The organism is Planococcus maitriensis (genome assembly GCF_003289925.1).
GTDB classification, from domain to species: Bacteria; Bacillota; Bacilli; order Bacillales_A; family Planococcaceae; genus Planococcus; species Planococcus maitriensis.
In genome coordinates, this window is record NZ_QLZQ01000004.1 from 231239 (window position 1) to 249638 (window position 18400).

13 protein-coding genes and 1 riboswitch are annotated in these 18400 nt (G+C 53.4%); of the genes, 2 read left to right on the forward strand and 11 right to left on the reverse strand.

The window, feature by feature from the left end; all coding sequences use genetic code 11:
• Positions 1-60 precede the first annotated feature (60 nt).
• Positions 61-687, forward strand: coding sequence for a YdhK family protein (locus tag DP119_RS11295; RefSeq protein WP_112233274.1), 627 nt, complete (start codon positions 61-63; stop codon positions 685-687).
• 34 nt (positions 688-721) lie between these two features.
• Here DP119_RS11295 and nagA read toward each other — a convergent pair whose 3' ends face one another.
• Positions 722-1864 carry an N-acetylglucosamine-6-phosphate deacetylase gene (gene nagA / locus DP119_RS11300; protein ID WP_112233275.1) on the reverse strand — a complete coding sequence of 381 codons (1143 nt, stop codon included), beginning with the start codon at positions 1862-1864 and terminating at the stop codon, positions 722-724.
• A gap of 207 nt (positions 1865-2071) precedes the next feature.
• Here nagA and DP119_RS11305 point away from each other — a divergent pair, with 207 nt between their 5' ends.
• Positions 2072-3037 carry a cation diffusion facilitator family transporter gene (locus DP119_RS11305; RefSeq protein ID WP_112233276.1) on the forward strand — a complete coding sequence of 322 codons (966 nt, stop codon included), beginning with the start codon at positions 2072-2074 and terminating at the stop codon, positions 3035-3037.
• 87 nt (positions 3038-3124) lie between these two features.
• Here the strand turns inward: DP119_RS11305 and DP119_RS11310 are convergent, their stop codons facing one another.
• The 10 genes from DP119_RS11310 to DP119_RS11355 form a co-directional block, all read right to left on the reverse strand.
• Positions 3125-5179: a TRAP transporter permease gene (locus tag DP119_RS11310; protein WP_420812304.1), complete on the reverse strand. Its 2055-nt coding sequence runs from the start codon at positions 5177-5179 to the stop codon at positions 3125-3127.
• Entirely contained in the window at positions 5149-5574 is a 426-nt protein-coding gene (locus DP119_RS11315; RefSeq protein ID WP_240616428.1) for a DUF1850 domain-containing protein, read from the reverse strand. Before DP119_RS11315 ends, DP119_RS11310 begins: the two co-directional genes overlap by 31 nt.
• A gap of 31 nt (positions 5575-5605) precedes the next feature.
• Positions 5606-6589, reverse strand: coding sequence for a TAXI family TRAP transporter solute-binding subunit (locus DP119_RS11320; protein WP_112233277.1), 984 nt, complete (start codon positions 6587-6589; stop codon positions 5606-5608).
• A 174-nt stretch (positions 6590-6763) separates the two neighbouring features.
• Entirely contained in the window at positions 6764-7765 is a 1002-nt protein-coding gene (locus DP119_RS11325; protein WP_112233278.1) for an LLM class flavin-dependent oxidoreductase, read from the reverse strand.
• Between the two features lie 327 nt (positions 7766-8092).
• On the reverse strand, positions 8093-11530 hold the full coding sequence (gene metH / locus DP119_RS11330) for a methionine synthase (RefSeq protein ID WP_112233279.1): 3438 nt from the start codon (positions 11528-11530) through the stop codon (positions 8093-8095).
• Positions 11523-13367, reverse strand: a complete 1845-nt coding sequence (locus tag DP119_RS11335) for a bifunctional homocysteine S-methyltransferase/methylenetetrahydrofolate reductase (protein ID WP_112233280.1) — start codon at positions 13365-13367, stop codon at positions 11523-11525. Before DP119_RS11335 ends, metH begins: the two co-directional genes overlap by 8 nt.
• Positions 13368-13473: 106 nt before the next feature.
• Positions 13474-13576: riboswitch (SAM riboswitch) on the reverse strand.
• 104 nt (positions 13577-13680) lie between these two features.
• On the reverse strand, positions 13681-14514 hold the full coding sequence (locus DP119_RS11340) for a DUF6920 family protein (RefSeq protein ID WP_112233281.1): 834 nt from the start codon (positions 14512-14514) through the stop codon (positions 13681-13683).
• 264 nt (positions 14515-14778) lie between these two features.
• Complete coding sequence (locus DP119_RS11345) at positions 14779-15840, reverse strand: copper resistance D family protein (protein ID WP_112233282.1); 1062 nt, start codon at positions 15838-15840, stop codon at positions 14779-14781.
• Positions 15837-16412 carry a copper resistance CopC family protein gene (locus DP119_RS11350; RefSeq protein ID WP_112233283.1) on the reverse strand — a complete coding sequence of 192 codons (576 nt, stop codon included), beginning with the start codon at positions 16410-16412 and terminating at the stop codon, positions 15837-15839. The genes DP119_RS11345 and DP119_RS11350 overlap by 4 nt, the downstream gene beginning before the upstream one ends.
• 407 nt (positions 16413-16819) lie before the next feature.
• Positions 16820-18334: a sodium:solute symporter family protein gene (locus DP119_RS11355; RefSeq protein ID WP_112233284.1), complete on the reverse strand. Its 1515-nt coding sequence runs from the start codon at positions 18332-18334 to the stop codon at positions 16820-16822.
• Positions 18335-18400: the final 66 nt, after the last annotated feature.

The window sequence follows — 18400 nt, forward strand, 5'->3', positions numbered from 1 at the left end:
TCCGCCACGTATCGGGTATGTGGCAAGTAGAACAAGATTTTCAGGAAATGAGGGAATTGCATGATTAGGAAAAAACTCATGATGGGCAGCGCATCACTCGCAGCAGCCCTGACACTTGCCGCGTGCGGAGGCGAGGAAGCTGATAATTCATCCGCTCCCGAAGAACAAGCCGAAACGACCAACGAAGCAGGTGAAGTGCTCGAAGAGATCGATGACCCAGAAGAGCGCGAAGAAAGCGATGGCCATGAAGGCATGGACCACTCGAGCGATGGCGAAGTGCCAGACGAGTTGATGGAAGCCGATAATCCAACCTATGCCGTTGGGGATACGGCGACCATTCAAGCAGACCATATGCCGGGAATGGATGGTGCCACAGCGACCATCGCCGGTGCATACGACACGACTGCCTACAGCGTCAGCTACACGCCGACAGACGGAGGGGCACCTGTCGAAAACCATAAATGGGTGATTCATGAAGAACTTGAAGATGCGCAAGATGCCCCTTACACTGAAGGCGATGCCGTGACGCTCGCGGCTGACCATATGGAAGGCATGGAAGGCGCAAGTGCAGCAGTCGACAGTGCTGAAGAAACGACCGTCTATATGGTCGATTTCGAAAATACCGAAACCGGAGAGTCAGTCAGCAACCATAAATGGGTTACAGAAAGCGAATTAACCGCTCAGTAACCAAAAGAATGCCTGGATTGTTCATCCAGGCATTTTAATTTGCCGAAAAAGCGATCTCCCCACGGCATACAGTCAATTCCACTTCCAGCGCTTCCGTCATCAGCACGAGGTCGGCATCCATTCCGCGCGCAATCTTCCCTTTACCGTGAAGCCCGAGTGCCGCTGCGGCATTTCCGGAACTCATCTGTGCGAGTTCCGGCAAACTGCATTGCGCCAAATCGCGGACATTCCTGAGAGCCCGATCCATCGTCAATACACTTCCGGCGAGCCTCCCCGTCTGGATTCTTGCCCCCGTTTCATCGACCACCACGGTCTGGCCGCCGAGATCATAATTGCCATAGCCAAGGCCTTTGGCGCGCATCGCATCGGTAATCAGGATCAACCGCCCCGCACCGATCTGTTGATACGCCAGTTTCACCGCCGCTGGATGGCTATGGATCAAATCCGCGATCAACTCGACGCGGAAACGTGAATCCAGCATCGCTGCCCCCACCACGCCCGGTTCGCGGTGATGGAACGCCGTCATTTGATTGAATAGATGCGTCACATGCTGCGCGTTCGAGGCGACCGCTTGTTCATAAGTCGCCGCCGAATGCCCGATGGAGGCGATCACCCCCGACGCTTCGAGTCCCGCGATAAATTTATCCGCCCCTTCGAGCTCGGGCGCCAAGGTGACGATGCGGATATGGCCGCCGCCCAGCACTTGCCAATGGTTGAATAAATCAAGCTCAGGTTTCAGGAAATGTTCGGGATTTTGTGCACCCGCCTGTTCCGGAGACAGAAACGGCCCTTCGAGATGGATCCCGAGCAATTCCGCTTCGCCGTCCGCGCTTCTATACTTCCCTGCCGTTTCGACAGCATGTGCGATGCGTCCTTCGGTTTGCGTCATCGTTGTCGCAACAAACGCCGTCACCCCTTCTTTCGGCAAAGCTTGCGCGATGCCCGACAGCGCCGCAGCGTCCGCATCCATCACATCGAACCCGTTCGCCCCGTGCACATGGATATCGATGAACCCCGGCATCAGGATTTTGCCGCGCCCATCAAAGGCTTGCGCATCCTTAGCCACGAGCCCATGCCCCATTTTTTCGATACGCCCATCTGCGGTCAGCACATCTATCCGCTCTACACCATCCTCATCCACTACCAAAACATTTGAAAACAGAAGGCTTTTCCCCATATCCGTCCTCCTTGCTGCTTGATCAGCTATTGAATTGATTCCTGTCGCCCAAATAATGGACACATTCGAAAAATATGCTTTTTTAGCTCCATTATACACAGGAAGGGTAAAATTCGCCCGGCCCTGCTTTCTTTCAAAGTTTTGCGACTGAAATTAAGGGAAACAAATTACATATACTTATCAATTTTCTGGAAAGAAGGAAAAGTTATGAAAGAATTTATCAGCTTGTTGAAATTCGGGACCAAATTCGCTCTTTGGGCAGCTATTGTGAATACGATTGTCGCAATCATTAAAACTGCTGCTTACCTCATCACCGGCAATGTTGCGATGTTTGCAGAAATGATGCATAGCTTCGGCGATGCCGCTAACCAGTTTTTCGTCTTTATCGGCTCTGCCCTCAGCAAGAAGCAGCCGACCGAACGTTTTCCTGGCGGATTCGGGCGTTTAGTGAACTTGGTGCTACTGGGCGCAGTCCTTGTAGTCGGGGTGCTCGCTTACGAAACGATCGTGGAAGGAATCCACCACATTTCAAATGCCGCCCATTCCGAGGACTGGTTCTGGCTTAATGTTGGTGTCTTGGGAGCGGCAGCGATACTCGAAGCCATTGTTCTTTATAAAGCCATGAAAGAAATCACCGCCCACTTGCCGAAAGAGGAAGTGAGCGGCTTTAAGATCATTCCCGCGAGCTACCGCCATGCCAAAGAGGCGAATCCGGCCACCAAGCTGGTCTTTTTGGAAGATAATGTAGCAGTCGGTGGTGCCCTATTGGCCTTGTTGGCCATTGTGGTCTCCACCTATACGCCTTTCCATAGCGCGACCGGCTATGCTTCCATCCTGATCGGGATCGCACTCATTGTCGTCGTCGGCCGTATTTTCTTGGACAATGCGGCCGGCGTACTGGGTGTAGCGGATCTTGGTTTGCAAGCACGAATCGGCGCAAGGATCATGGAACATCCACAAATTAGGGACATCCAGGATCTGTATGCCATTAAAGAAGGGGATAGCCTGCATATTGAAATCAGGGTCGAAGTCGATCCGTCGATGACGATTGAAGAAGCAGACGAAATCCGGGATTATATCGAAGAGAAACTGAAAGAGAACATCAAGAATGTCACGGATGTCATCATTGAATTTGATGAAGATGACGGAACTGCAACTTGGTCAAACCTTTAAAATGAAGGCATCCATTTTCATTGTATTTGGATTCCGGATAAAAAAATGAAACCGCCAGGAAATTTCCTGGCGGTTTCATTTCATTCTTCAGGCCGCATTTGGCGACTGGTTTTTCTTGCGTGCATTCATGTAATTCAAAGCGAAGATGCCGAGCACGATGATTAGGCCGATCGTGTCCGTCAAAGTTTCGGGAACAATTGTCATCAATGCCCCGGCACCAAGCAGGATTCGCGTCACGACATTCATGCGTGTCTGGAAATAGCCTTCCACCGCAGCACTGAGTGCGATGATTCCGATAATCGCCGTCACCGTGATCATGACGATCTCAATTATCGGCGGCAAGGCGAATTCTGTCGCGTTGACCGCCACATCCGTCGTATCGATCATCAGCATCGCTGGATTATAGACAAACAGGTACGGAATGATGAACCCGGCGATGGCAAGCTTCAAGGCATTGAAGCCGGTTCGCATCGGATCCCCTCCCGCCACACCAGCCCCCGCAAAGGCGGCCAGTGCAACAGGAGGCGTGATGTTTGCGAAAATCCCGAAGTAGAACACGAACAAATGCGCGACGAGAACCGGGATGCCGAACTCGGCAAGTGCCGGTGCTGTCATGGTCGCTGTGATGATGTATGCCGGAATGGACGGCAAGCCCATGCCAAGCACAATCGATGCAAGCATCGTCAGGAACAAAGTCCAGAACAGCGATCCTGCACCGAATGCCGTAATGGCAGACGTCATGACCGTTCCGAAGCTTGTCAGGCTGACGACGCCGATGATGATCCCAACGACCGCACAGGCGATCATGACGGAAAGTGATTGGCGCGCGCCGTTTTCAAGCGCTTCGAGGATATCGCGAACGCCCATGCGCGTCGATTTGCGGAACGCCGCGACGACGACTGTCAGGACGATTGTGTAGAAAGCGGCATAAGCGATCGGCATGCCGGTGTAGAGCATGAACACAAGCCCTACGATCGGCAATAGCAAATGCCCTTTTTCTTTCAATACTTCTTTCGTGCGCGGCAAGTCAGCTTTCGGAATACCGCGTAGGCTATCTTTGCCGGCGCGGAAATGGACTTGCATGATGACGCCGAGGAAATACAGGACCGCTGGCAACAGTGCAGCGAGCGCAATCGTGCCATAAGCGATGCCTGTCGTTTCTGCCATGATAAAGGCACTGGCGCCCATGATCGGCGGCAGGATTTGCCCGCCGACCGAAGCACTCGCTTCGACGGCACCTGCAAAGTTCCGGTGGTAGCCGATTTTTTTCATTAAGGGAATCGTGAACGCACCGGTTCCGACAACGTTTGCGATCGCGGAGCCATTGATGCTGCCCATAAAGCCAGACGAGATGACCGCGACTTTCGCCGGGCCGCCCTGCTTGGATCCGGCAAGTGCCATCGCCAAGTCGTTAAACAATTGGCCCATTCCCGATTTCGCAAGGAAGGCGCCAAACAAGATGAACAGGAAGATGAATTGCAAGGAGGCGGAAATCGCCGTCGAATACAAACCTTCCGTCTTCAAATACAGCTGGCCGAAAATATCGCCGAGGTCAAACGGCCGTGTCATGAGCATATCCGGCATCCACAAATTATGGCTGATGAACGGATAGACGAGGAACACGAGCGCGAGAATCGGCAAGATGATGCCGGTGACACGGCGTGCCGCTTCGAGAACCAGGACGACGGTCGCGATGGCCATGATAATGTCGAGCGTGTTCGGAATCCCGCCGCGCGTCGTCATGATCGCTTCGTATTCGTAGATCAAATACCCGGCAGTGGCCAAACTGAATAAGAACAATATCCAGTCATAGAACGGGATGCGTGTCTTGTCCTGCTTCTTGAATGCCGGATAGACGAGGAACACAAGCCCCATCCCGACCGCTACGTGAATCGAGCGCGCCTGAAGCGCAGGCAGCGGATTGAATGTCACCCAAAGGTGATAAAGGGAATAAGCGATGGCGATGGCCGCGATGGCGAAAACGATATTGCGGCTGCGCAGTTTACGGACTTTCGCATCCACATCGTATTTCTCCAGCACTTCCTGGTTGACGTTTTTATCTTCGGGATGTGCCGATACGCTCTCGACATCCAAATCCCGGTTATCTTTGGTCATAATGTCTTCCCTCCTACATAATTCCATAAATGAATGTACTCGACCGAAATGCGGAACGTGCCGTAATCTTCAGCTAAGCTGTATAGCGGCATTTCCCGCCCGCCGGCACGGATCATGGTCTGGGCGTTTTCCGATACCGTTAAATTCAGTTCCTCGAATTCCCGGTCGATCCGCATATGGACAAATCCGTCATCCGACGGCAAAATCGTGCCATCTGACGGAACCCCTGCCCCGAATGTCCTGAAATGGGTTTCCGTCAGCCGAAGCATCTGCCCATCCCGTTCGTAGTATTCGCGCCATTCCTCTTTTTCGACCGAATGGATCCACGATAATTCGAATGCCTCTTCCTTCAAATAAAACCGCTCGCCATCTGTTTCAAAGGCAATGACCGGCAGTTTTATCAGCAGGAAAAAAAGGAGCACCGCAATGAATGCTCCTCCCCCCAAAAGCTTTTTATTGTTCACTATAGTAGCGTTCAGCGCCTGGGTGCAATGGCGCCACTAGGCCTTCCTGCGCTTTTTCAAGCGTGATGTCGGTTGCTGCCTGGTGGGAATTCCCGAGTGTTTCCAGGTTGTCGAAGAACGTCTGTGTCAATTTGTAGACATCGTCCTCGCTCATATCGGAACGGACGACCAAAGCATTCATGATCGCTGCAGTCGGAACCGCTTCTTCATTTCCATACGTGTCTGCTGGGATATCAAGCGCGACGAAATAGCTCTTGTCCTGTGCAATTTCCTCCACATCGGCAGGGTCGATTGACACCATGCGGATATCGAGTGTTTCGGAAAGCTCCAGAAGTGAAGCGTTCGGCAAGCCGCTCGTCAAGAACGCCGCGTCCAATTGCCCGGCACGCAAGCCGTCTGCCGCTTCTGCGTAGCCAAGGTAATCGACTTGGATGTCGTCATATGTGATGCCATGCCCTTCAAGAAGTGTGCGGGCATTGACTTCGACTCCGGAGTTCTGGTCGCCGACTGCAATGCGTTTGCCGACAAGGTCATCGAAAGTTTCGATGCCGGAATCCTCCGTCGTCACGATTTGCACATAGTTCGGGTATAATGCCGCGATCTGGTTGATTTTGTCTGTCGGTTCCGTGAAACTTTCTTCCCCGTTGACGGCCTGGCTGACAACGTCGCTCATCGTGAAGGCCATTTCGATTTTGTCTTCCTTCATCAAGTTAACGTTTTCAACGGATGCGCCGGTTGTCTGTGTGCGGGAGTTGACGCCGTATTCATTGCTGTAGACATCGGCAAGCGTTGAGCCGATGATGTTATAAGGGCCGGATGCCCCGCCCGTTGCGATTGTCACGATATTCGATTCAAGGCCTTCTCCGCCGCCCTCACCGCCGCCGGATCCTGCTTCTTCTCCGCCGCCGCAAGCTGCAAGCGTCATCGCGCCAGCTACCACAGCCGTGAAAGCGCTTAATTTATATTTATTCATCTGTTCCCCTCCTAATAGGTTTTTTACTATTATAAAGGACAATTTCCTTAAATAAAAGGCAATATTGCATATTCTCAGTTTTTATGAAGTTTTCCGAATACTTATTCACCTAAACTATCCCATTATCAGGAAAATACTAAGAAATCCTTACTTTTATTGGGTTTCTTACTAGTTTCACTGCATGTTAAATACATCTGCCAATAAACGTAAGGTCTCTATACGTGCCTGATGGCCGGCGATATTCGGGATGAGGGTGATTTCGTCGGCTGTGAACTGTTCGGCGACGGCTTCGATCTGCCGTTTGACTTGTTCGGGTGTTCCGACAAGCATGCGGCTCCGGTTGCGTTCGACGCGTTCTTGCTCCGCTGCGCTAAGCCGCCGCTTTTCAGCCGTTTCGACCGACGGGTAATACGGCGGCTGGAAATCCGATTCGACGAACAACAGCCACAAATCGAATGCTTTGGCGAGTTGTTCGGCTCGCTCTTCCGTCTCGCCGACAATGGCGAAAACGGCGATGGCGACATGCGGCTTTTCCCGCAAGCCCGACGGAATGAAGGCCTTACGGTAGCGTTTGACCACATCGATGCCTGCTGCTTCGGGGCGCGCGAAATGCGCATAGGCATAAGCCATGCCGCGTTCAGCTGCAAGTTTCGCCGAGCCTTCGCCCGTACCGAGCAGCCACAGTTCAGGCGCTGTTTCACTGATCGGTGTCGCTTTCAATTTCTGGAACCGGTGTTCACTGTCCACATCATCGGTGAAATATTTCTCCAAGTCGATAAGCTGCTGAGCGTAGGGCACGCGCTTGCCTTTGGATTCATTGAGCGCCTGGTTGACGAGCCGGAAGCTCGGCGAGCGCCCGACTCCGAGATCGATCCGGTTCGGGTGCAATGCTTCAAGCAACCGGAAATTCTCCGCCACTTTATAGGCGCTGTAATGCGGGAGCATGACGCCCCCAGAACCGATGCGCAGGCGTTCGGTGAGTGTCGCGAGGTGCATCATGAGCATTTCCGGGGAACTGCCCGCAACCGAAAACACTTGATGATGCTCCGCGACCCAATAGCGTTTATAGCCCAAACGATCCGCAAGCTGTGCCAGTTCCACTGTCGAACGAAGCGCGGAAGCTGCCGTTTCGCCTTCATCGATCGGCGAGTAATCCAAAATATTCAAGACGGTCATACGTCCGCACCTCCTTTAACTCTCTATTCTTCATCATACCACTTGAACACAAAGAAAAAACTGATAACCCTAGTGAAGTGGAAGCCGGCGACTCCAGCGGGAGCAGTGACTGAGCGACGCGAGCCGAAGACCCTGCAAGCGAAGGAGCGAAGTCATTCGTTTGCGAAGCCAGAACTTTGTGAGAGTTGAGCAGGAGGTTTTTAGCGTTAGCGACGAATCGGCTGAGGCCGTGCCCGCGGAAAGCATCCGGCTGGAACGGAACGTGAATAAGCTGATGAAGTTTCTTGATAAATGTAAAACGGACCAGGCTTCCCTGGTCCGCTTCCTTTATTCTACATTGAAATAACGCGCATCCGGGTGGGCGAAGACGATCGCCGATACCGATGCTTCCGGGTCCATCATGAATTCTTCCGTCAAATGGACGCCGATGTCTTCCGGTTTGATGAGATTGAACAATTTCGCCTGGTCCTCCAGGTTCGGGCAGGCCGGGTAGCCGAACGAGAAGCGCTGGCCTTGGTATTTTGCCGCGAACCGGTCGCGCATCGAGAAATCCGTCGCGTCCGGGAATCCCCATTGGTCGCGGATTTCCTGGTGGATGCGTTCTGCGAAACCTTCCGCGAGTTCCAAAGCGGTCGCTTGCAGCGCATGGCTCTCGAGGAAACGGCCCGCCTCTTTCAAACGCGTTGCTTCCGCACGGACGCCGTGCCCTGCCGTCACTTGCATGAACGCGACGTAATCCATCTCGCCGCTTGCAGTTGATTTCAGGTAATCGGCAAGGCACAGGAATGGCGCTTTGGCTTGGCGCGGGAACGTGAAGCGTTCGATTTCCGTCTTGGCATCTTTCGGGTCATAGATGATGACATCGTCGCCGTCCGATTGTGCCGGGAAGAATTGATACATCCCCGCAGGCTTCAGTAGCCCTGACTGGAGAAACTTCGACGCGAGTTCGTGCAGTTCGACCGCCCGTGTGTCGCCTTGCTGCAAGAGTTTGTCGCTATAGCCGCGGAGCCCCAGGTGATGGCCGATCAATGTGCGCATATTGACGTACGGATACAGATGCGACACCGAATAATCTTTCAAGACATGGCGGCGCAAATCGTTCGGGACATAGATGGGCGCATCTTCACGCACCGTCTTGACCGGTTTTTCGGCAACCGCCACGGCTCCTTTTTCAGCACGCGCCGCTTCCTGCGCCTGGCGTTTTTCCTGCTGGGCGCCGAGCTCATCGAGCAAGACCGCTTTTCCGGCGCCGCTTTGCAGGCGGTTCGCGAGGTCCAGCCCTTGCATCGCGTCTTTTGCGTAAATGACCGGGCCGTCGTATTCGGCAGCGATTTTCGTTTCGGTGAAGCGGCGGGACAAGGCCGCACCGCCAACCAGGATCGGCACATCGATTCCCGCTTCGCGGAAATCCTGCGCCGTCAGCACCATTTGCTTGGCGGATTTCACGAGCAGCCCCGACAAGCCGACGATATCCGGCTGTTCTTTGCGGATCACTTCGATCAATTCCGCCGGCGCCACTTTGATGCCGATGTCGATGACCTTGAACCCGTTGTTCGACAGGATGATGTCGACGAGGTTCTTGCCGATGTCGTGAACATCGCCTTTGACTGTCGCAAGCACGACTTTGCCTTTCCCGCTATCGTCTTGTTTTTTCTCCATGAAGCCTTCGAGATACGACACCGCCGCTTTCATGACGCCGGCTGATTGCAGCACTTCCGCGACAATCAGCTGGTTGTCGTTGAATAAGCGCCCGACTTCGGCCATCCCTTCCATGAGCGGCCCGTTGATGATCTCGAGCGGATCATCGTACAGCTCGCGCGCTTTTTCAAGATCGGGAATAAGCCCTTCTTTCGTGCCTTCGAGAATATAGTAAGCAAGCCGCTCCGGCACGGTGTCCGGAATATCGTCTTCCGTTTTTTCCTTTTTCTTATCGCGGTAGAAATCCGTGAAGTCCGCCAGGTTTTTGTCGGTCGTCTCGAACAATAGCTCTTCCGCCATCTTCACTTCTTCTTTCGGGATCGACGCGAAGCGCTCGAGCTTCTCGGTGTTGACGATCGCGTAATCAAGGCCGGCTTGCGTGCAGTGATACAAATAGACCGCATTCAGTACTTCGCGGCCGACCGGCGGCAAGCCGAACGACACGTTCGACACGCCGAGGATCGTCAAGGCGCGCGGCAGCTTTTCCTTGATGAGGCGGATGCCTTCTACCGTTTCGACAGCAGAACCGATATATTGCTCGTCACCTGTCCCGACTGGGAACACAAGCGGGTCGAAAATGATGTCTTCCGGGGCGAGCCCCCATTTTTCAGTCAGCAATTCGTAAGAACGTTCCGCGATCTCGAGTTTGCGTTCGCGCGTCACCGCCATGCCGATCTCGTCGATCGTGCCGACGACGACCGAGGCGCCATATTTTTTGACGAGCGGCATGACCGCATCGAAGCGTTCTTCCCCGTCTTCCAAGTTGATCGAGTTGATGATCGCCTTGCCTTGCGAGAATTTAAGCGATGCTTCGATGACGTCCTCGTCCGTGGAATCGATGACGAGCGGCACTTTCACTTTCTTGACGACTTCCTGCATGAATGCCGCCATGTCCTCGAGTTCGTCGCGGTCCGGGTTCGCCAGGCAAATATCGATGACATGAGCGCCATTCTTCACTTGGGCGCGTGCGATTTCCGCCGCTTCCTCGAACTTTCCTTCAATAATCAGCCGCTTGAATTTGCGCGAACCGATGACGTTCGTGCGTTCGCCGACAAACAGCGGGCGCATCGACTCGTCGTATTCGAGCACTTCGATGCCTGACACCGCATGTCCATGGCTCGTTTCATTGCGCTCGCGCGGGGCCAGCCCGTCGACCGCTTCACGCACCGCTGCGATATGTGCAGGCGTCGTACCGCAACAGCCGCCGACGACATTGAGCCAGCCTTTTTCAGCAAAGCCGCGCAATTTTTTCGACAGGGATTCCGGCGTCTCGTGGTAATGCCCTTCTTCATCCGGCAGACCGGCATTCGGGTAACAGCTGACATAGCCGGAGGACAGTTCAGACAGCGAACGCAAATGATCGGTCATGAATTCCGGCCCTGTTGCACAGTTCAAGCCGACCGAAAGCGGCTTAATATGTTCAATCGATACATAAAATGCTTCAATTGTCTGTCCGGCAAGCGTTGTCCCCATCGGCTCGATCGTCCCTGAAATCATCACCGGCAATTCCACACCGGTTTCTTCAAAGGCATCGCGTATCGCGATTGTCGCCGCTTTGACATTGAGCATATCCTGGCTCGTTTCCAGCAGCAGCAAATCCGCGCCGCCTTCGATCAAGGCTTTCGCCTGTACCTGGAAATCGGTTTTCAGTTCATCGAATGTAATGCCGCCTGTTACCGACAAAGTTTTCGTCGTCGGGCCGAGTGCGCCCGCAACGAAGCGTGGCCATTCCGGCGTCGAATATTTCGCTTGGCTGATTTTGGCGATTTCCACCGCTTTTTGATTGATTTCCGCTGCACGATGGCCGAGCCCGTATTCATCCAAAACGACCGGTGTGCCGCCGAATGTGTTCGTGCAGATGATGTCAGCGCCCGCTTCCAAATAAGCGTCGTGCACCCCTTCAAGCACATCGGGTCGGACAATATTCAAGTATTCATTGCAGCCGTCGTATTCCTCGCCGCCGAAATCCTCGGCAGACAAATCTGCATTTTGGATCATCGTCCCCATTGCACCATCGATGATGAGGATGCGTTTTTCGAGCTGCTGTTCAATTAAATGTTTAGGCATAGGCACGATCGCTCGCTTTCTTTAAATCTAGTTGTCGGATGTGGCGGATCAATTCCACCGTCATGTCGTAGCGCACAAATGGTGTGATCAAATAAATGCCGTTGAACAGTTCCGCTGCCGTGTCAATCAATTCTTTCGCGATCTGGATACCTTCCGCGGTCGCTTTGTCCTTGTCTTCACCACAAGCCCTCATGCGGTCAAGTGCCTCTTCGGACAGTTTGATGCCCGGCACTTCATTATGCAGGAAGTCGGCGCTGCGTATGCTCGTCAGCGGCATGACCCCAAGGAAAATCGGCGTGTCCAGATGCTTCGTCGCCTCGTGGATCTCGATGATTTTCTCTTTCGTATAGACCGGTTGTGAAATGAAATAATCCGCCCCGGCTTCGATTTTCTTCTCGAGCCTTTGAACAGCTCGCTCTACCACGCGGACGTTCGGGTTGAACGCGGCAGCGACCGAGAAATTCGCTTTTTTCCGGAGCGGTTTCCCGGAGAATGAAATGCCTTCGTTGAGCTTTTTGATGAGCTGGATCAATTCTAGGCTCGAGACATCATAGACGCTTGTCGCACCCGGAAAATCGCCGACTTTTGTCGGATCGCCCGTAACGGCGAGTATGTCGTGGATACCAAGTGCGTTCAGCCCCATGATATGTGATTGCAGGCCGATCAAATTGCGGTCTCTACAGGTAATATGCGCAAGAGGTCTGACATCCTGCTTATGTTTGAGGATCGAGCCCATCGCCATATTGCTGATGCGCGGCGAGGCCAGTGAATTGTCGGCCATCGTGATGGCATCGATGCCTTCTGCGTCCAATGCTTTTGAACCTTCAAGGAACTTCTCGACATCCAAATGGCGCGGCGTATCGAGTTCGACGATGATGGTCCGCTCGGTTTTCGCTTTTTCGTGCAAAGGCTTGTCTTTCAGCGCTTCCGCTTCGCGGATGACGATCGGCTTTTTCTCCTCGACTTTCTTCTCGGTGATCGGCTGCAGATGGCCGATGCGTTTTTTCACCGCTTCGATATGCTTCGGCGTCGTGCCGCAGCAGCCGCCGATGAGGCGGACGCCTTCTTCGCGCAAAAGCAATGCCGCACGGCCGAAATAATCGGCTTCCGATTCATAGACGATGCGCCCGTCTTCAATGTCGAGGAGCGAAGCGTTCGGGTAAGCCGACAAAAAGGCTTTTTCCGGAAGTTCGACGCCTTCGAACGCCTGGATCGTATGGTGCGGGCCAAGACGGCAATTAACGCCGACAATTTCTGCGCCGAGCGCATCGAGCCGTTTCAATCCTTCGTTCAAGCTCATGCCGTTTTGGAGGATACCGGGTTCGTGCATCGATAATTGCGCGATGAGCGGGGCGTCGGTCAGTTTTTTCAAATGGCTGACGGTCGCCGCGAGTTCCTCGAAATCATAATAGGTTTCCAGCAATAAACCGTCCGGGTCGCCCGACAGCAGATGCTGTGCCTGCTGGTCGACCATGGCGACGATTTCATCAAGTGTCGCATCGCTTTTGCGGATGCCCCGGATGCCGCCGATTGTGCCGACGACAAACTGCCCGCCGTCTTTTGCGGCTTTATTGGCGATGGCGATGGCCGCTTTATTGATCGCTTCGGTCTGTTCTTCGAGCCCGTAGCGCGCCAGTTTATGGGCATTCGCACCGTATGTGTTCGTTTGGATGATATCCGCCCCGGCTGCGATATAATCGCGGTGGATCTTCTCGATCACTTCCGGGCGCTGGATATTCAATTCCTCGTTGCAGTATTCGATGCCGTAGGAGTACAACAGCGTTCCCATGGCGCCGTCCGCCGTCAGCATCCTTTTTTTCAGTTCATCTAATAACATGGTTCGTCCTCCTCTGTCTGATTTGCCGTGCAGCTGCGGACGCATCGATATGAAACAAAAAAAGCCTTCCATGAAAAAGAAGGCTTTACGATATCGGACTCGTTCCTTTTCATCTGCCAGGCGTGTGCCTGCTGGAATTAGCACCTGACCGCAAGCGGCTGGTTGCTGAAGCGTCATCGGGCCAGTCCCTCGACTTCTCTAGATAAGAATTCACTATGCAGTTTTCAGTATTCCCACATGATACCCCCTGCGGTGATTGGGGTCAAGATGATTTATCAAAAAACAACGAACTTTCTGTTACATTTCTGACCGCTCACCAGGAATCCGGAACACGCGGATTGAACTTCGCTTCTTCAACGGTGAACTTATACCAGGTGAACTCCTGCCCGTCGATGATCCAGGTGATGTCGATGCGACGCGGGATGTCGATGCCTTCGATTTTTTGCCATTCATGCACTTCCGCGATGCACGGCAAGCGCTTGGCGTCTTCCCCGATATCCTTATAGCGCATCGCCCGCGCACGTTTCATGCGCCCTTTTTCATCGAACTCGAAAGTCACATTGGCGGTCGACCCGTTATAGGTCATTTCCGCTTCCACAGAGCGTTCGTTGCTGTTCAAAAAGCGCACGTACGGGCTGAACACGAGCCCGGGCAGCCAGGCCATCTCCATTAAAAAGCGCTGCAAAGCCGATTCATCGAGCTTGCCGTCGGGCATCGCCCGGTTGATCGGTACGAGCCCCGCGAAGCGGATGCGCATGCCTGCGCGGCCGTCACGGAAACTGTCGGACCCTGTCACGAACAGCCCATCGACTTTCATGCGCGCTTTCCAATAGAAAGATGGCGGTTCGACAAAGCTGTATTGCTCGGCGGTCGATTCGGTCCACTCTTCCTGTTCGGGCTTCGTTTTCATCCAGCCCACTTGCTTTACATAAACGCCCATTACTTGCTCTTTGCCGACCGCGCCGATTGTCTCCAGCCATCTGGCAATCGGTTTCGGAAGATTCTCCGTCCTTGCCTTCTCCACTTCCCCGGCATGGCGGACTTCCGGCCACGTCGGCTTGACGAGCCGCGTCATGTCCTTGTATTTCCGGTAAGCCCCGTATGCCCCGAGTGATGTCAATGCTAAAACCGGCCATCTGCGTTTCATGCCACATACCCCTCTCCGATTTTGCTGCGCTGTTATCCGTAAACTATTTCCTTTGTAGTTTCTTTCGACGCGGCCGCTGTTTTCCCTCCCTAGTGAAACAATAGAAAACGCCTCCGGAAGTTGGCCTTCCGGAGGCGTTCGGTATTCGTCAGCTCGCTTTTTCAAGAGCCGGTTCAAGATATTTTTTCTCCGCCGGCCCCAAATTTTCGAGTACAGCATCGTCAACTGGTGTCTGGGACTCGCCATTCCAGGGATGGCTTTTCATTAAAATAGAAAACTGAACATTAATCCAATGTAAATCGCTGCGACAAACCCGAGACCGAAGATGAACGACAACCATTCAGGCAGCTGTTTGCGATAGCCAAGCCATTGCAAGCCCAGGAAGATCAGGCCGATCGCCATCATCAAGAAACCGTCGATATTCGGCGTCCATACCGCATGGACCGGAAGATACTGCGGCCCTGCGACCCATTCGACAAACGGCGCGCCGCCTTCCAGACGGAACGTTTCGTTGATATTATGCGGCGGAGCGAGCTTGCTCATGAATGCGGTGATCAATAACACCAACAGCAGAAGCCAGCTCTCCACTTTGAGCCAAGAGCGGTTCGGCTCATCGCTTCGGGACAAGACTGCATTGATGAACGCTGCAAGCAAGAGCGGCACGATACTCAAATGCTTCAGCAACAAGAGCTGTCCGTACGGCAAAATCCACGAGCTCGCGTAATCTTGTGGCGCCACGAAAAACAGCATGAGCCAGATGCCGCTGCCGATCAAAATGATCATCAGGACAACAGAAAATGGCGTAAACCATTTAAGAAACGCGCACCAATTGCGCCCGTCGCGCAAAAACCAGGCGATGTGGATCAATACGCCTGCCCATAATACGAGCGCCAGAAAATGAAGCGCATGCCCGGCAAACCCTTGCCAGTCGGCAATGGACGCAGCGTGGCTCGCATATGCCACATTGAGCACGCTGAGCACGAGCCAAAACGCGCGGAATACCCACGATCCGTCGCGCCGCACCACGATCAACCATGCCACCGCCATCAAGATGCCGAATACATAGCTTTGGCCAGCGCGAAATTCCGTCGTGACATCAACGATTGCTTGCATCAGGCCGAAGCTTTCTGACAGCAGCAAAACCAGCTGGATGACAGGTGGTGCAAGTAACAGCGGAATAAGCGCAAGCGCAAGCAAGAGCAGCTTTTTCGGAACCTCAACAAGCGGCTTTTTCTCCGATTTGACGCAGCGCAAGACGACATCCCCTGCAAGGAACGCCAGCACTACATAAAGAAAAAAATCCGACAGTGCGATCAACCAGCTCATCGTTTTCTACGCATCAGGACAACTGCTGCGATCAATAGGATAATGGCGATGCCCGCGATGATCAAAGTCATGCTGGAACCATTATTTCCTCTCGGAGCTTCCGGGTCGCCCGCTGCCGCTTGCTCCATACCAGTGGCTTCCGTTTGCTCTGTTTCCTCAGCTACGTTCTCATCAGCTTCCGGTTCAGCTGATTCTTCAGCCGGCTCCTCTTGTGCCGCTTCTTCATCGCCTGCCTGTAGCTCAAAAGCAAGTGACCCTTGGATGGGATGGCCATCTTCGCTCAGCACATCGTATTCCACGACATAAGCACCGTCCTCAAGCACCTCAGCCGGCGTACCGATCAATTGGTCATCCATAACGGCCACTTCACTGAAATCCACAGCGGTCCCGTCCATTGTCATCGTCATGGAACTGCCTTCTTCAATACCGGCACTGAAATCAAGTGCAACGGCTACAACCGGTTCGGTTACGAGCTCCCCTTCAGCCGGCGTCGAGGCTTCGAGCACAGAATGCGCTTGTGCTGAAATCGGAAACACCAGCAATGCGCTCAATAAAATCATCATTTTCTTCATCGGAATAACTCCTTCTTTCTCGTTAGGTCAAATCATTTTTGCATCAACTCTTTTCAGCCTATTTCATTTGAACAGAAGAAACAAGAGCGGCGCACTTGGATTTATGAAATTTTCCTGAAGATTGATGGGATGGGAAAGCCCCGAATGATTTCGGGGCTTTCCTAGGGTGTTCAATTGGAGAGCAATCGTCACTTCTACATTTAATATTCAATGTTCTATATAAGTATTTGGAGAAGTTTTCGCTCGACTCCAGTGGATCAGCGAGACGACCGAGACCCCGCAAGGCGCGAAGCGGCTGAGGAGGCTTGGGCGCGAGCCCACGGAAAGCGAGCGATAAGCTTCGGAAAATACGATTTCTTAAACTTGTCGACAGCTGAAAAAGCCCCGAATGATCTCGGGGCTTTTCTTTACAATCCGCGAACTGCTTCCTGCGAAGTCTTTTCGCGCTTTCTCAAGGTTTCAGCAAGCAGGCTCACCGTAATCATCGACGTGAAGCCGAGAATCGAACTGAAAAACATCGCCTGGAAAACGTGTTCGATGACACCGGTGCCCGTCAAGATCATATAGCAGCCGGCGCCGCTGACGACGGAAGCGATGGCGCCGGATTTATTGGCGTGCTTCCAGAAATAACCGAGGCTGATCGGCGCTGCGATGCCGCTGATGATCGCCGAGGTCCCGAAGTTCGTCAGCAAGGCCAGGGATTCCGGGCGGTTGATCGACATATAGAGCGACACCAGGCCGATGAAGAGCAGCGACACTTTCGATGCTTTCAGCACTTTGGCGTCGAGTTCCTGTTCCGTCAAATTCTTGTTTTTATAAAGAACCGGCACTGCCAGCACTTTGAACAAATCGTTGCCGATGCTGTTGGTGATGCCAAGGTACAAACTGTCGGTCGTTGACAGGATCGCGGAGATCAATCCCATGACGAGCAGCGCGACGATGACAACCGGGAAAGCTTCCATGATGTATGCCGGAATAGCACTGTCAGCTGACGAAAGGCCCGGCAAGATGATGCGCGCCGCAAGTCCGGCGAATACCGAGAAGATCGACAGCGTGAATAAAGAGACACCGGCGGATAAAGTGAAGGTTCGCAAGTCTTCCTCCTTTTCGACCGTCAGCACTTTATTCATCAAATGCGGCAGCAATACGAATGAAAACAGCAGCCACTGGATGCTCAAGATGGCAAAGCCGCTATAGAACGGCCCGCCAGTCGACAACGGCGAAACAAGTGCCGGGTCGATTGCGCGAAGTTCCGCTTGCAGCGTGCCGAAGACATTCCATCCGCCGCCGATTGTCCATAATAGCGAGATGAATAATAACAGCGACACGACCGCCATCGTCGCCCCTTGGATGCCATCGCTGACGATTTGCGCGAACGCGCCGCCAAGGCTCACGTAGACGACGGTGATGATGACGCCGATCGCGATACCCCATAAATACGGAATGCCGATGACCGTCTCGAACATTGTGGCTAAGCCGACATTCTGCCCGACAATATAGTAGATATTGAACAACACCAATAAGGCGACGAGTACGCGCAAAGCTTTGCTGTTATAGCGGTTGCCGAGCCATTGGGGAATCGTCAAGCTGCCTCCATTTTTCTGCCCGTAGCGCCAGAAGGTTTTCGTGAACAGCAATAAGCCGAGCCACGTGACCCCAAAGCAGCCGATCGTGTACCACAAAGTCGACAAGCCGTATGTATACGCCCAGCCCGGCACGCCGAGAAACAAATTGGCGCTAGCGTAAGAGGCGCCGAAGCTCATGCCGACAACAGCCGGGTTGACTTTGCCTTTCGCGATGGCAAAGCCTTTCATCGATCCGCTATGGGCTTTGCCTTTTTTGCCGAGCCACGTCGTCAAGGCGAAATAGCCGACGAGCATCACGCCGATCAGCGGCAATAGCCAAGATGTTTCATTACCCATTGCGTTCGCCTCCTTTCGTTTTCGGTTTTGGGTAAAGTTTATTCCATAAGGTCAGCCCGACGATCC

Bases quoted from the DNA above. Each gene is read 5' to 3' on its own strand.
- DP119_RS11310 (WP_420812304.1), bottom strand. From the start codon at position 5,179: ATGGAATTATGTAGGAGGGAAGACATTATGACCAAAGATAACCGGGAT.
- DP119_RS11355 (WP_112233284.1), bottom strand. From the start codon at position 18,334: ATGGGTAATGAAACATCTTGGCTATTGCCGCTGATCGGCGTGATGCTC.
- DP119_RS11320 (WP_112233277.1), bottom strand. From the start codon at position 6,589: ATGAATAAATATAAATTAAGCGCTTTCACGGCTGTGGTAGCTGGCGCG.
- DP119_RS11295 (WP_112233274.1), top strand. From the start codon at position 61: ATGATTAGGAAAAAACTCATGATGGGCAGCGCATCACTCGCAGCAGCC.
- DP119_RS11340 (WP_112233281.1), bottom strand. From the start codon at position 14,514: ATGAAACGCAGATGGCCGGTTTTAGCATTGACATCACTCGGGGCATAC.
- DP119_RS11350 (WP_112233283.1), bottom strand. From the start codon at position 16,412: ATGAAGAAAATGATGATTTTATTGAGCGCATTGCTGGTGTTTCCGATT.
- DP119_RS11325 (WP_112233278.1), bottom strand. From the start codon at position 7,765: ATGACCGTCTTGAATATTTTGGATTACTCGCCGATCGATGAAGGCGAA.
- metH (WP_112233279.1), bottom strand. From the start codon at position 11,530: ATGCCTAAACATTTAATTGAACAGCAGCTCGAAAAACGCATCCTCATC.
- DP119_RS11345 (WP_112233282.1), bottom strand. From the start codon at position 15,840: ATGAGCTGGTTGATCGCACTGTCGGATTTTTTTCTTTATGTAGTGCTG.
- DP119_RS11335 (WP_112233280.1), bottom strand. From the start codon at position 13,367: ATGTTATTAGATGAACTGAAAAAAAGGATGCTGACGGCGGACGGCGCC.
- DP119_RS11305 (WP_112233276.1), top strand. From the start codon at position 2,072: ATGAAAGAATTTATCAGCTTGTTGAAATTCGGGACCAAATTCGCTCTT.
- nagA (WP_112233275.1), bottom strand. From the start codon at position 1,864: ATGGGGAAAAGCCTTCTGTTTTCAAATGTTTTGGTAGTGGATGAGGAT.